Genomic DNA, 13640 nt, shown 5'->3' on the forward strand with positions numbered 1-13640 from the left:
GAGGGCAAGCTGCGTATAGCATCGGGACATGCCAAAATCTCCAAAGTGAAGCCATTGAAATCATTGGCATGTCGCACTTGGAAATAGAATGTACCCGGCTACAATCGAATCTGGCGTAATCGATCTTATGGAACTTGAAAGCGTTGAGTAAACGCCACTGCGTAATTGCTTGAAAAGTAGCAGCAATACCGCTTTTATTCCTTCCACATCAACGTGCGAGCGTCAGCCAGTCGCCGATCGTTGTCCCGACACGTCGCATGGAACGTGTTGCTGGGATGGCCGGGTGCTCGGTTGCTATGGTCTTTCGGACTTCACGCGGGCTGAGCCCGAATTCATGGCTGAACGCGCGCGTGAAATTGGCTGCAACGTCGAAGCCGGCGGCCTCGGCAATCTCCGAGATCGGCCTGTTGTCGGTCGGATTGGTAAGATCCGCATAGGCCTGCAGCAAGCGACGTTTGCGAATGTAAGCGAAGACGCCCCCGCTCGTTTCGAACAATCGGTAGAGCCGGGTCCGCGAGATTCCCAGCGCTCGGCACATGACCTCAGGCGTCAAGCTATCTGAATGAAGATTGAGGTGAATATAGCGATGCGCCCGCTCCATCAGCCCCATATTGGTCTGTTCCTGGCCGCGGTCCGAACTTGTGGAGGATGCAGCGCATGCAACGACCATATCGCCGATCGTCCGTATGATCCGCGGCACCTCCTCCACCGTCAAGCTGCTCAGGTTCGTTTCCAGGCCGTTAATATAGCTGACCAGCAATTCAGCCAGGCTACCGGAGAAGGCGGTGTTGTTGGCGCTCTGCAGAAGAGTCGCATCACCGGTCAACAGTTCATAGGGCAGGAAGACGAGCACAGCGACTGAATCGGTCATCCGCCCGCGGTACGGATAACCAAGAGACCTGAAAAATATCTCACCCGGGCCGGTTTCCGTTACATGCCGATCGGCTTCGGTCCAGGCCCGGCCGCTGCGCAGTATGCCGACGTTCCAGTGATCAATTGGGCTCGATCGCAGCATCGCCTGATCGCGAATATAGCTGCACGCCTGCGCGCGCTGCTGAACGATGAGGATATCGCCGAGGTGCCAACCGGTCTGTTCCGCGAGGAAACCATCGCCCTCTGATTTTCCATCCGGCAGATGTACATCCATAAGGGGCGCCACATGTGATCGCCAAGCCTGGAACTGTTCTTTCTGTGGCAGTTCGTGCGTCGAAAATCGCAGGGGCACCAAGGCCGGTGGCACGTCCACCCGATGTTCTTTCTGGGAAGAAGGTTCGCGCGGCCAGCGCCGCCGCTCCAGGTGCGCCGGCCATTCCCGTCCCGCAGCCGGGTCATCTCCAGACTCCGCAACCATCCAATTCCTCCAGCGCATTAGCAGATCCGGGCTGTTGAAACTGAAGCAAACAACAGCCATCCGAGATCCGAATTGGCTAAAGCTCTACGTGCATAAGCTACTTATCATATTCCTCTGCGAGCAGAAATGGACGGACCGATAATTTTCTGGATGCTGCGATAACGACAAGCGCATCCCGTTCATATATCTAAATAAGCAATGGTTAATTCCGAAGTAAGTTCGCAAATTCCAAATACTTAGCTGCCGGTGCGATAGCCCCGACAACGCAAAACGACAGTTGTTCAAAACAAAAACACGCAAACATGGGAGGATAGGTCGTGAACTATCGGAGAAGCAGTCGTGCTCGCCCTGCGCAAGCAATGGCTTTCAACGGAATCAATCCAAGGGTGAGCCAGGAAAATTGTATCGCCCGTCGTTTCAGACTGATACGAGGCGCTCCTGAGGCCGACATCGGCAAATAATGGCGCGCGAGGGGTTGCGCGCAGCCGAGGCCATACATGTCGATGCGTAATGGCTCGAGGTCTGTACGCAACCCCTATCATATCCACCCATTGTCGAATTTCTTTGACACTGCCCTTCATGTGGCAGAGGAGGCTAAGATGACTACCGCATGTGATGAGAATGTTATCGAGTTGAGGCCAATTTCGACCTGCAGACGAGAAGTCGAAGTCGCAATGGTGGAAATGCTCGTCAGTTTGCAGAAACGTGGATGGTCGGCCGCGGAATTGGCATTGACGCTCGCCGATGCCTCGGAAGATCTCGTCATGCTGATGGCGACCAAAGAACTTCGGCCGCATTAGAGCCGTTCCGGGCAAGGTGAGAAGCGGGTTCCCCAGGTAAAGCGCGAACCGCTTTTGCCGGGAACTGCGTAAATAAAAAAGTTGGAGCGGTTCTGCGCTTTCGTGAAAAGCCAAACCGCTCCGCTATTTCTGTCTCAACGAGATCGCGGCCTCGCCAGGCGCGGTAATTTCCATCATCCCTATCTACCCATTACCCCCTCTTCAGTCGCCGCGCCGGGCTTGACCACAGGCCAGCGCCACGCCTGCGTCGGTGGCATTTCGTTCAGAGCCGAACTGTTTCTGTCGCAGGTTTACGACCATCACTTGTCTATAAATTTCCATGCGCTAAAGTATGCAAGAATGAGTTGCATCCGTCCGTGTCAGCGCGAGAGCGACGAATGGCTGCAGAGCGATACCTTCGGATGCCAACATGATCTGGAACCATCGCATCACACGCATCGTCGTCGGCCTGTTGCTGCTGGCACTGGTGACCGTCGTCTCATTGCCGACGATTACCGGCTTTACCAGCCTTGATGGCACGGTCAATGCCCGGTTTGCTGTCGTTAATGCCCCAATCGACGGCACGATTGCGGAAGAACCCCTCAAGGTCGGCAGCCCGGTCAAAGCGGGACAATCCCTCGCAGAAATCAGAAATACACGCGTCAATCGCGCAATTCTCGCTTCGCTCGAGGCAGATCGGAACACGGCGCTGGACCGCGTCGCGGCACTTAAAAAGGAACGGGAGGAGCTCTCCGCCCTTCGCGAGGAATTGTCTGCAAGATTGGAAGTCTACAGGCAGACAACCATTGCCAATCTCGAACGCGAGGTCGAAATCCTGCGGAAAAAGGTCGAAGTGTCGCAGGCCCAGGATCTTGTCGCGCAGGTCGACCTGAACCGCCGGATGGAGCTCGAGTCAAAAGGTATTCTTACGCAGAAGCTGGTCGAAGTCGCGCGAGCCGCCGGTGCTGCGACCGGCGGCGAGGTCGAAATCAGCAATCTGACTGTCGATCAACTGGAACAAAGGCTCAATGCGGTCCGCCAGGGTATCTTTGTTTTCGGCGACGGGCAGAATGACGTGCCTTATTCGCGGCAGCGCGAGGACGAGGTTGTCGTTCGCATCAACGACTTGAATTCGCGCATAGCGGAGAATGAGACACGAGCGACAGAAGTTCAAAAACAGCTCGTCAAAGAGGCAAACCGCGTCAGCAGCCTTGAATCCGCAACGGCAATAGCGCCGTTCGACGGCGTCGTTTGGACCAGAAGTATCGTCAACGGTTCCAACGTCGTGCTGAACGACGAGCTGATGCGCCTTCTCGACTGTCGGGAGCTGTTTGTGGATATTCTTGTTCCCGAGGTCAACTATGACGAGATCTATCCCGGACTTGTCGCTCAGGTGCGCTTGTTCGGCCGCAGCGATGTCTTCAATGGTACGGTCATCTCCGTCAGAGGCAGTTCGGCTTCGGTTGAGGCCGATTCCTTTGCTGCCAGCTTGCCGCCGTCGACACAGCGCAATGCCCGCATTCGGGTTCGCCTCGATCCATCCTTCATGAATGATGACTTTGCGAACTCCTGCCAGGTGGGGCGGACAGTACAGGTACGGTTTTCCAAACACGGCATCGACGTGTCCAACTAGGTAAAAAGCCTGTGGTTCAGTATCTTCTAGCGCTGGTTCCGACCTTTCTCGTTTCGGCCTTCTTTTTCCTCGGGCCGTTCAATTGGTCGCGGCATCACACCTGGACACGAGCGGTGACCTGCGCGTTTGTCGCGGCATTCGCATTGCGATACATGTACTGGCGCTTGACCGAGACGGTGCTTCCCTATCCCAGCGACGGTGCGAATTTCTACTGGGTCTGGATCCTCTTCTTCGTCGAGATTCTGGCGTGCGTCGAAGTTATCCTTTTTCTGGTATTGATGAGCCGCTATGTCGACCGGAGCGCGGAAGCGGACAGGCTGGGTCGTGTTTTTTTCGCGCGCGATAAGCGTGAGCTGCCAACTGTCGACGTTTTCATCCCGACCTATAACGAGCCGCTCGACGTGCTCGAGCGAACCATCATCGGCGCCCGCGCGCTGGATTATCCTGCCGACAAATTGACGGTGTATGTGCTCGACGATCAACGCCGGGATTGGCTGAAGGCCTATTGCGAGGAGAAGAACGTCATCCACGTCACGCGTGGCGACAACAGCCATGCCAAAGCCGGCAATATGAACAATGGGCTGAAGGTCAGCTCGGGCGAATTCATTGCGATCTTCGACGCCGATTTTGTTCCCTATCGACATTTCCTTCGCCGGACGCTGCCGTTCTTTTCCGATGAAAGCATCGGCATCGTCCAGACACCCCAACATTTCTTCAATGTCGATCCGGTCCAGTCGAACCTGGGTCTGGAGAATATCTGGCCGGACGAGCAGCGCTTGTTTTTCGACGAGATCGCGCCCAGCCGAGACGCCTGGGACGTCAGTTTCTGCTGCGGGTCATGCTCGATTGCCCGCCGCAAGGCCGTCGACGCAATAGGCGGTTTTCCGACGGAGTCGATCACAGAAGACCTGCTGACCACTCTTTCGATGCTCAACAAAGGCTACAAGACCCGCTACCTGAACGAGCGGCTATCGATGGGACTGGCCGCCGAGAACCTGACCGGTTATTTTGTCCAGCGCGAACGCTGGTGTCAGGGGGGTATTCAAACCCTTTACCTGTACAATGGCCCGCTGCGCGGCCCGGGATTGACGCTCTTTCAACGGATCATGTTCCTGCCCGCGTCATGGCTGGTGCAGTATCTGGTCCGCTTCGCGATATTGCTCGTCCCCATCGTCTATCTCTGGTTTGGCCTGGTCCCGCTCTATTTCACTGATATAGCCGCGTATGTGTCTCATCAGGTGCCGCTGCTGGTGGCCTATTTTCTGCTCATGCTGTGGATCACGCCGACGCGCTATCTGCCTGTGGTTTCCAGCGCTGTCGGGACCTTTGCGACATTCCGCATGTTGCCGACCGTGGTCTCCAGCCTGGTGAGACCATTCGGCAAGCCTTTCAGGGTGACGCCAAAGGGCAGTGGCAACGAGGCGAACCAGTTCGACCGCTACAGTTTCGCCTGGATCGCAAGCATGATCACGATCACCGTGGTTGGCCTGCTGGTCAACGTCGTACCGGAAACGTCGCATGTACAAGGCCAGTTTTCGCCGGTCGCGGCCTGGTGGTCAGGGATCAATATCGTCGTCCTGCTCATCGCGTCACTCATCTGCTTTGAGAAACCTCGGCGCCTGTTCCATGCATTCAAGCTCGATGAACCCGCTATCGTCGACGATGTCCCCGGTCAAGTCGTCAGTCTGGCACTGGACAAGGCGGTCGTTGCAGTCCCCACCATGGCCCGGTTGCAATCCAAATCGGTGATGCTGAAACTCTCCGGCTTCGCCCCAATCAAAGCCGAGCTCGGTCAGGTCACTCAACGGCGAAGAAGCGTAAGTCGCGGCGGCGACAAGAAAGCCTATTACCTGCACCTTTATTTCGAACTCAGCGGCTCTGCCCGCGACAGCATGATTGTAAAACTCTACACCGGCCGATATTCGCGGGACATTCGCGACATCGACAAGGTTGCCGTCTCTCTTAATCTGCTGTTGCGCTCATTCGGGCGGACGCGCACGTTGTAGCCCGGCTCGGGAGCGAAGTTGTCGCGTCTTCGACGAAGTTGTCCCGCCATGGCCGGAGTCGTCACTCTTCGCGAACTACTGGCCAGATCGTTCGTCGAGGATGGACAACGCGTCCTGCAGTCTGAGCGCCGCCAGCGCTTCCGTTGCCTCGTCCGGAGACCATCCTGCTTCGAGCGCTGCAGAAAGAACCAGCGATTCCGTTTGAAGCTCGAGCTTCTCATACAGCGGCTCGATAGCTTCGCGTGCGGTGACGACGTGCTGATCGGGCGGAGTAATGGGCGTCGCGGCAACCGTAGGCATGATGCTCCTCCTTTTAAACGCTAAGGTTCGAAACCCAATTGCAGGCATGCTTGTTCCGTTCACAATCGCATTTTTAGCCGGATCAAGGCTGACGGAAACTGTCCGCAGCTCTGGACGATCGTAATTTCGCCCGTCCTCGGCATCTCTGGGCTCTCAGCGAAATCTTCGCTGGATGTGAACGAATGGACAGGCTACCGCACAATTGCCGAAAGCGGAAGCGACTTGCGGTAATCACTGTTGCCGCAGAAGCGCGCCTCGTGAAGACCGTCGCCACATCTGCCGAAATTTCCTCCACTTCAGAAGCGCCCTGATGACGAGGGCCGACGGTATGTCCTTATGGTCGCCGACGGTCCCCTGCTTGGCGACCGGTGCGTTTGCATAGAGGAGAAACGCGATCAGGGTGGCTGGATCCTTGGCTTCAAGGTCGAGCCGGTCATCGGACAGATGCAGCCCCTGCTCGCCCTGCCTGAAGGTTTGACCATCAACGGCGATTGAGCCACGGAAGACATAGAAGTAGAGATCCCGGCCATGTTTCCGCGGGAATTCCGCCCGCGCGCCCGCTTCCAGTCGGATGTCGAAGATGTCGACGGCGCTACGGACATAAAACGGCGTGCCTTCCCCTTCCGGGCCGACCAGGTGTCGCCAGACATTCGCCGCGACCATAGGGATCGCGCCGTATTGAATTTTCGGCACCAGATCGGCCGCACGCGGACGAATGACGATCTGTAGCATTCGCAGCGGCGGATCGGTCACCATCGTCTCCTCCGAGTGCCAGAAGCCTTTCCCGGCATTCATCACCATCAGATGATGGCGGTCGATCAGCAGCCAGCCTGTGGCCCGATCCTGGTGACGCATCACGCCGTCAGGCACCCAGGAGACGATCTCGTCGTTTCTGTGCTCGTGCATCGCGATCAGCCGGCCAGGGACTAGGATGGATTCGACGATCATAGCGAGAGGGCCGTGGCCATGGTCCGTCGGCTTCGGCTTCAACCATCCCGGCATATTGATGTGCGCGACAAAACCGCCAGCATCCCGCACCAGAAATGTCCGTTCGCCTTTGAGCAGCATCGCGTCCTCCATGCCTGTCAGGCTATGACGACACGTCTTGCTGAGGATGCCGATGAATGGCCTTAGTGGCAATTTGAAAAACATCCGCCGCAATTGATTCGCTGACGGGATCTCCAATGACCATCGAAGCCGCACGAAATCCGCATCCGATCTACTTTGCTGGCGCTTTCGCCACGGGTGGGCTCCTGACTTTCATGGTGCACCTCAATGGCGAGCTGGCACGCTACGGAAATCCGCTGTTTTCTTCCTGGACCGCTCACGGCACAGGCATCATCGCCGCGGTCATTCTTCTCCTGCTCATCCACCGGCGACGCAGGCCAAAGCCGGAACAGAGCTTGCGCGCGCCTCTATGGGCTTATTTCGGCGGTATCTCCGGCGCGGCAACGGTCATGCTGACCTCGACCGCGGTCAACTCACCGCTCGGGCTCTCCGGCACCCTGGCTCTGGGCCTGGCAGGCCAGGTCATCTTCAGCGTCGCGGCGGACAGTTGGGGACTGTTCGGCATGCGCAAGCGGCATCCCGATGCACGAGACATCACTGCGCTCGGCCTCGTCGTTGCGGGGGCGGCGCTCATCATATTGTTCGGGCGAGGTGCGGCGTGACGCTCTTCATTCTGCTTGCTTGCCTCGGCGGCGTGCTCGTCGGCCTGAGCCGTCAGCTCAATGGGCGGTTGAGCATCTCGACGACGCCGCTGATCGCATCCTTTTGGAATCACGCCGTCGGATTTGCCGTCCTCACCTGCCTCGGGCTCTTCGTCGGGGGCCTGCTTCCCGCGGGCGCCGCCGAGGCGCCCTGGTACGCCTATCTAGGCGGTCCGATCGGCGTTGTCTTCGTGGCGGCCGGCAGTTGGGCGATTGCGCGGATCGGCGCCGTCAATTCGGCTCTGCTGATCATCGGCGGGCAGATGGTAACGGGGGTGGCATTTGATTATGTCAGCGGGGCCCCGGGATCATTCTGGGCGAACGCCGGCGGGATTGTTCTCATCGTCGGCGGAATGATGCTCAGTCGGGGACGGCGCAAGGTCGACCGTTCGCAATAGCGAGACACGGGCCATGCGGCGGGGATGGCTCCCCGCAGCCTCACGCCACTGCATTTTCAGGCAAGGTATTTCGTAAACCAGTCGACCGTTCGCTGCCAGGCGAGCTTGGCTGCCGCCTCGTCGTAGCGCGGCGTGGTGTCATTATGAAAGCCGTGGTTGACGTCGGGGTAGATATAGGCCTCGTAGGTTTTTCCCGCCGCTTTCATCGCGGCTTCGTAGGCCGGCCAGCCTTCGTTGATCCCCTTGTCCAGCCCGGCATGGTGGAGAAGCAATGGCGCCTTGATCTTCGGCACGTCCTCGGCGCGCGGCTGCCGACCATAGAAGGGCACGGCTGCGGCCAGTTCGGGATAGGCGACCGCCGCAGCGTTGGCGACGCCGCCGCCATAGCAGAAGCCTGTTATGCCGACCTTTCCGCTGGTGAGATCACCCTTCATCAGGAATTCGACCGCCGCGAAAAAGTCGTTCATCAGCTTTTCCGGATCGACTTTCTGCTGGAGCTCCCGCCCCTTCTCGTCATTGCCGGGATAACCGCCGACCGACGTCAGCCCATCCGGCGCCAGGGCGATGAAGCCGGCTTTTGCCACGCGCCGCGCCACATCCTCGATATAGGGGTTCAGGCCTCTATTCTCGTGAACGACGACCACGCCCGCAACCTTGCCATCGGCCTTCGCGGGCCGCACGAGATAGCCGCGGACATCGCCGTTTCCTTTGGGAGAGGGATAGGTGATGTATTCGGCCGATATATCGGGATCGGTAGACTCGACCTGGGTCGCCAGCGCGTAGTTCGGGCTGAGCGACGCAAGAATGGCGGCTGCCGTCACCCCACCGACCGCAAACTTGGCGGCCCGGTCGAGAAACTCGCGCTTAGTGATTTTTCCATGCGCATAATAATCGTAAAGTTCGAGCAGTTCCTGCGGAAAGTCCTTGGCTGTCATGCGGGTCATGATGGCTCCTCCTTCGGGGTATCGCCCATCCTACACACCCGGGCTCGCTACTCTTTTCAACATTTCGCGATTTTTGCGTGAGCTTGCCGGGTCCGCAACAATGACGTCAGCATTCCTGCTTTGAAGATGGCTCTTCCACCGGTTGCCTCCGCATTTTGGCGGTGGCAGCGCTTTAACGATCCTCGCCCGCGAATTATGAAAATCAATTTCATACTCGCGTCTTGCGCCCCGTTTTCTATTGACGCCCTTTGTTTTTTGTCCCAACTTAAAGAAAATAAATTACTTAATCGGGAACTTGATCGGCATGAAAGTGGGCATCATCGGGCTAGGATTCCGGCTCGGCTATCTCGGCTACGTCTTCAAAGCGATCGATAGCAGTTTCGATATCGTCGGCTACGTCGACCCCGATCCTGCCGGCCTTCCCGGTTTGACGGAAAAGGGCGTTTCCGCCGGCAAGGCCTACGGCTCGCCGGAGGAGCTCCTCGCCTCCGAAAAGCTTGATCTGCTGATGATCGGCTCCCCCAATCACATGCATCTCGACCATATCAAACTCGGGCTGCAAGCCGGTCTCAAGGTCTTCTGCGAAAAGCCGATCGTCACGACCATCGCCGAAAGCATCGAGCTTGCCCATCTCATGGCGAAGTTCGGCCATGAGCGGCTGATGGTCGGTCTGGTGCTGCGTTACTCCCCTCTCTACAAGGATCTGCGCGCCATCCAGGCCGAGGGCAAGCTCGGCCAGATCGTGTCGATCGAGGCTTCCGAACATATCGAGCCCTATCACGGCGCCTTCTTCATGCGCGATTGGCGCCGCTACGAGCGCTATTCCGGCAGCTTCATGCTGGAGAAATGCTGCCACGATCTCGACCTTTATAACGGCGTCGTCGGCGCGCGGCCGGAGCGTGTCGCCAGTTTCGGCGGCCGCAAGAGCTTCACGCCGGCCAACGACCCGGCGCGCGAGGGCATCAACGATCTCGAGCTTTTCCACCGCAAGCCGAGCGGCTGGATGGGATCGGACAAGGTCTTCGACAGCGATGCCGATATCATCGATTATCAGGTGGCGATCGTCGAATATGAAAATGGCGTCGGCATGAACTTCCACACCAATCTGAACGTGCCTGACCAGTTCCGCCGTTTCGCCATCATGGGCTCGCGCGGCATGGCCGAGGGCGATTTCGTCCGCGGTTATCTCAATGTCCACGAACAGCTGACCGGCAACAAGGTTGTCGAGAACACCTATGCCGCTACCGAACTCTCCCAGCATTACGGCGCCGACGAACAGATGGCGAGCGACCTGCTCGAGAGCGTGCGCACCGGGCTCGAACTTCCCGTCTCCACGCTGAACGCGCTCGAAGCCGGCATTCTGGCTCTGGCGATGGACGAAGCGAGGATCAAGAAAACGGTCGTCGATTTGCGTCCTGTTTGGGACCGCTTCGACGAAGCCCTTCACGCCAGAGCGGCTTGAGGAAGGCGGCAAGATGAGTGTCCAAAGAAGCGCCTTCATCTTCGCCTGGATCCTCCTCCTTCCGGCCGTTCTCTACGTTCTCGCAATCGTCGCTTATCCCCTCGTCGATACGTTCATTCTCTCCTTCACCGATGCGTCGCTGAAGAAGACCACCAATTGGGTCGGCTGGGTCAATTACGAGAAGATCTTCAACGCCACATTTGCGGAGGTTATCCTCCGCACCTTCGTCTGGACCTTCTTCTCCGTCGCCCTGAAAATGGTGATCGGCACCTTTGGCGCATGCATGCTGAATGCCGCCGTACCTGGCCGCTCGCTGTTCCGGCTCTTGACGATGCCGCCATGGATCGTGCCGATGGCGATCGGCATCTTCATGTGGGGCTGGATGTATAATGGGCAGTTCGGGATGATCTCGGGCCTGTTGCAGCGCTTCGGCCTCGTCGACGGCCCGGTCGCCTTCCTCGCTTATGGCAGCACCGCCTTCTGGGCGACGATCGTCACCGATGTCTGGATTGGCGTACCGCTGGTGACGATCTATTTCCTGGCCGCGATCCAGTCGATCCCGAAGGATCTCTACGAAGCCGCCTGGACCGACGGCGCCGGCCGCTGGTACCGTTTCCGCCGCATCACCCTGCCGCTGATGGTGCCCGCCATCATCACCATGTCGATGCTGTCGCTGATCGCCACCTTCAACTCGTTCGACATCATCTGGATCCTGACGCAGGGCGGCCCGAGCGGCGAGACGACGACGATGATCATCGATACCTATCAGACCGCGATCGGTTCGAAGAAATACGGTGAAGGTGCGGCGCGCGCCGTGCTGATCTGCATCTTCCTGTCGCTCTTCTGCTTCGCCTATTTCCGTGTCACTCGCCGCCTCAATCCGGAGAAGCGCGCATGAGCAGCCCCGCCATGATCGACCGCTACCGCTGGTGGGAAATCGTCCTGATCTATTGCGGTATCGCGGTGTTCCTGTTCTTCGTGCTGGCGCCCTTCGTCGAGGGTTTCCTGGTTTCCCTGAAGCCCCTCGCCCAGCTTTTCTCCTCGCCCTACCGCTTCTGGCCTGAGAACGGCTCCTTCGAGGCCTACCGGACGATGTGGATCAGTGTGCCGGGCTTCGGGCGCTATATCTTCAACTCCTTCTTCATCTCGATCATCGTCACGCTGATCGTGCTCTGCCTGGTCATTCCGGCCGCTTACGCCTTCGCCAAGTTCGAATTCAAGGGCATGGGCATCCTGCTCGGCGCCTTCCTGACGGTGAACATGTTCTCCGGCGCCGTGCTGCTCATCCCGCTCTTCCGGCTGATGCGCAGCATGGGCGTGCTCAACACCTATCTCGCCATGATCGTGCCGGGCGTCGCCTTCCTGATCCCCTCGGCGATCTGGCTGCTGCGCACTTATATGATCCGTATTCCCCAGGAGCTCAACGAAGCCGCCTTCATGGATGGCGCCAGCCATTTCTATACGCTTCGTCGCGTCATCCTGCCCATCGCGATGCCGGGCATTATCGTCGTCGCCATTACCACCTTCATCGGCGCTTACGCCCAGCAATTCATCTTCGCGCTGACGTTCAACTCGAAGACCGAATACATGCCCTTGCCGGTGGGACTCTTTGCTTACTTCGGCAAGCAGGAGGTCATCTGGAACGAACTGATGGCGGCTTCCTTCGTCGGCATTGCGCCGGCGATGGTCGTCATCTTCTTCCTTCAGCGTTATCTCGTCGGCGGTCTGACCGCCGGTGCGGTGAAACAATAAGAGCAATAATCAGTGAACAGCTAACAACCACATTGGGAGTCACAACGTGAGCATAGCAATTAAGACAGGCCTTATGGCGCTCGCCCTGCTCGGTTCGACGGCATTGACCGCGGTCACTGCACATGCGGCCGACAAGGAAATCAGCTGGATCTATTGCGGCGACACGATCGATCCGGTCCACACCAAATACATCAAGCAGTGGGAAGAAAAGAACGCGGGCTGGAAGGTCACGCCTGAGGTCGTCGGCTGGGCGCAGTGCCAGGACAAGGCAACGACGCTCGCCGCTGCCGGCACGCCTGTTGCGATGGCCTATGTCGGCTCGCGCACACTGAAGGAATTCGCGCAGAACGATCTCATCGTCCCGGTGCCGATGACCGATGACGAGAAGAAGGCCTATTACCCTCATATCGTCGATACGGTGACCTTCGAGGGCAATCAGTGGGGCGTTCCGATCGCCTTCTCCACCAAGGCGCTCTACTGGAACAAGGATCTCTTCAAGCAGGCCGGCCTCGATCCCGAGAAGCCGCCGAAAACCTGGGCTGAAGAAATCGAGATGGCCAAGACCATCAAGGAAAAGACCGGCATTCCGGGCTTCGGTCTTTCCGCCAAGACCTTCGACAACACCATGCACCAGTTCATGCATTGGGTTTACACCAACAACGGTGCGGTGACCGACGCCGAAGGCAAGATCACGCTCGACAGCCCGCAGATCCTCGCTGCGCTGAAAGCCTACAAGGATATCGTGCCCTACTCCGAGGAAGGCCCCACGGCCTATGAGCAGAACGAAGTCCGCGCCATCTTCCTCGACGGCAAGGTTGCCATGATCCAGGCTGGATCGGGCGCCGCCTCCCGCCTGAAGGAAACGAAGATCAACTGGGGCATCACGACGCTGCCGCTCGGTCCCGACGCCAAAGGCCCCGGCACGCTGCTGATCACCGACAGCCTTGCGATCTTCAAGGGCTCGGGAGTCGAGGACAAGGCAACCGAATTCGCCAAGTTCATCACCTCGCCGGATGTTCAGTCGGAATACGAACTGCAGGGCGGCGCCGGCCTCACACCGCTGCGTCCCTCGAAGAAGGTCGACGAGTTCGTCGCCAAGGACCCCTACTGGAAGCCGCTCATCGAGGGCATCAGCTATGGTGGTCCCGAGCCGCTGTTCACCGATTATAAGGGCTTCCAGAACTCGATGATCGAGATGATCCAGTCCGTCGTGACGGGCAAGGCCGAGCCCGAGGCCGCGCTCAAGAAGGCGGCTGGCGAAATCGAAGCCTTCAAGTAAGCTATCTCCAAGGGGTCGCTGCATAAG

Annotated in this window: 13 protein-coding genes; 9 read left to right on the forward strand and 4 right to left on the reverse strand. The window is 58.3% G+C overall.

Annotated features, from left to right (window positions below):
* Positions 1-208: 208 nt before the first annotated feature.
* Complete coding sequence (locus FHT70_RS13450) at positions 209-1351, reverse strand: AraC family transcriptional regulator (protein WP_183702229.1); 1143 nt, start codon at positions 1349-1351, stop codon at positions 209-211.
* Positions 1352-1950: 599 nt separating this feature from the next.
* Between FHT70_RS13450 and FHT70_RS13455 the strand changes: the two genes are divergently transcribed.
* The 3 genes from FHT70_RS13455 to FHT70_RS13465 all read left to right on the forward strand — a co-directional run bounded on the left by FHT70_RS13455 (position 1951) and on the right by FHT70_RS13465 (position 5769).
* Entirely contained in the window at positions 1951-2151 is a 201-nt protein-coding gene (locus tag FHT70_RS13455) for a hypothetical protein (RefSeq protein ID WP_183701859.1), read from the forward strand.
* A gap of 409 nt (positions 2152-2560) precedes the next feature.
* Positions 2561-3763 (forward strand): HlyD family efflux transporter periplasmic adaptor subunit, encoded by a 1203-nt coding sequence (locus tag FHT70_RS13460; protein ID WP_183701861.1) that lies wholly within the window; start codon positions 2561-2563, stop codon positions 3761-3763.
* A gap of 11 nt (positions 3764-3774) precedes the next feature.
* Positions 3775-5769, forward strand: a complete 1995-nt coding sequence (locus tag FHT70_RS13465; protein ID WP_183701863.1) for a glycosyltransferase — start codon at positions 3775-3777, stop codon at positions 5767-5769.
* Between the two features lie 75 nt (positions 5770-5844).
* On the opposite strand, the gene FHT70_RS13470 is transcribed toward FHT70_RS13465, so the two are convergent.
* The gene (locus tag FHT70_RS13470; RefSeq protein WP_064695708.1) at positions 5845-6069 is read right to left on the reverse strand and encodes a hypothetical protein; all 225 of its coding nucleotides are present in this window, start codon (positions 6067-6069) and stop codon (positions 5845-5847) included.
* A 231-nt stretch (positions 6070-6300) separates the two neighbouring features.
* Positions 6301-7137 (reverse strand): pirin family protein, encoded by an 837-nt coding sequence (locus tag FHT70_RS13475; RefSeq protein WP_183701865.1) that lies wholly within the window; start codon positions 7135-7137, stop codon positions 6301-6303.
* Between the two features lie 116 nt (positions 7138-7253).
* Here FHT70_RS13475 and FHT70_RS13480 point away from each other — a divergent pair, with 116 nt between their 5' ends.
* On the forward strand, positions 7254-7739 hold the full coding sequence (locus tag FHT70_RS13480) for a DMT family transporter (protein WP_097601391.1): 486 nt from the start codon (positions 7254-7256) through the stop codon (positions 7737-7739).
* The gene (locus tag FHT70_RS13485) at positions 7736-8176 is read left to right on the forward strand and encodes a DMT family transporter (protein WP_183701868.1); all 441 of its coding nucleotides are present in this window, start codon (positions 7736-7738) and stop codon (positions 8174-8176) included. Before FHT70_RS13480 ends, FHT70_RS13485 begins: the two co-directional genes overlap by 4 nt.
* Positions 8177-8232: 56 nt before the next feature.
* Here FHT70_RS13485 and yghX read toward each other — a convergent pair whose 3' ends face one another.
* Complete coding sequence (yghX, locus tag FHT70_RS13490) at positions 8233-9120, reverse strand: YghX family hydrolase (RefSeq protein WP_183701871.1); 888 nt, start codon at positions 9118-9120, stop codon at positions 8233-8235.
* Positions 9121-9424: 304 nt separating this feature from the next.
* Here yghX and FHT70_RS13495 point away from each other — a divergent pair, with 304 nt between their 5' ends.
* From FHT70_RS13495 to FHT70_RS13510, 4 genes are all read left to right on the forward strand, one after another.
* Positions 9425-10582 (forward strand): Gfo/Idh/MocA family oxidoreductase, encoded by a 1158-nt coding sequence (locus FHT70_RS13495; protein ID WP_183701873.1) that lies wholly within the window; start codon positions 9425-9427, stop codon positions 10580-10582.
* Positions 10583-10595: 13 nt separating this feature from the next.
* The gene (locus FHT70_RS13500) at positions 10596-11480 is read left to right on the forward strand and encodes a sugar ABC transporter permease (RefSeq protein WP_097601388.1); all 885 of its coding nucleotides are present in this window, start codon (positions 10596-10598) and stop codon (positions 11478-11480) included.
* The gene (locus FHT70_RS13505; protein ID WP_085781164.1) at positions 11477-12334 is read left to right on the forward strand and encodes a carbohydrate ABC transporter permease; all 858 of its coding nucleotides are present in this window, start codon (positions 11477-11479) and stop codon (positions 12332-12334) included. Before FHT70_RS13500 ends, FHT70_RS13505 begins: the two co-directional genes overlap by 4 nt.
* A gap of 73 nt (positions 12335-12407) precedes the next feature.
* Positions 12408-13613, forward strand: coding sequence for an ABC transporter substrate-binding protein (locus FHT70_RS13510; protein WP_183702232.1), 1206 nt, complete (start codon positions 12408-12410; stop codon positions 13611-13613).
* Positions 13614-13640 lie beyond the last annotated feature (27 nt).

The sequence above is a fragment of the Rhizobium sp. BK049 genome, assembly GCF_014193135.1.
Lineage (GTDB): Bacteria > Pseudomonadota > Alphaproteobacteria > Rhizobiales > Rhizobiaceae > Rhizobium.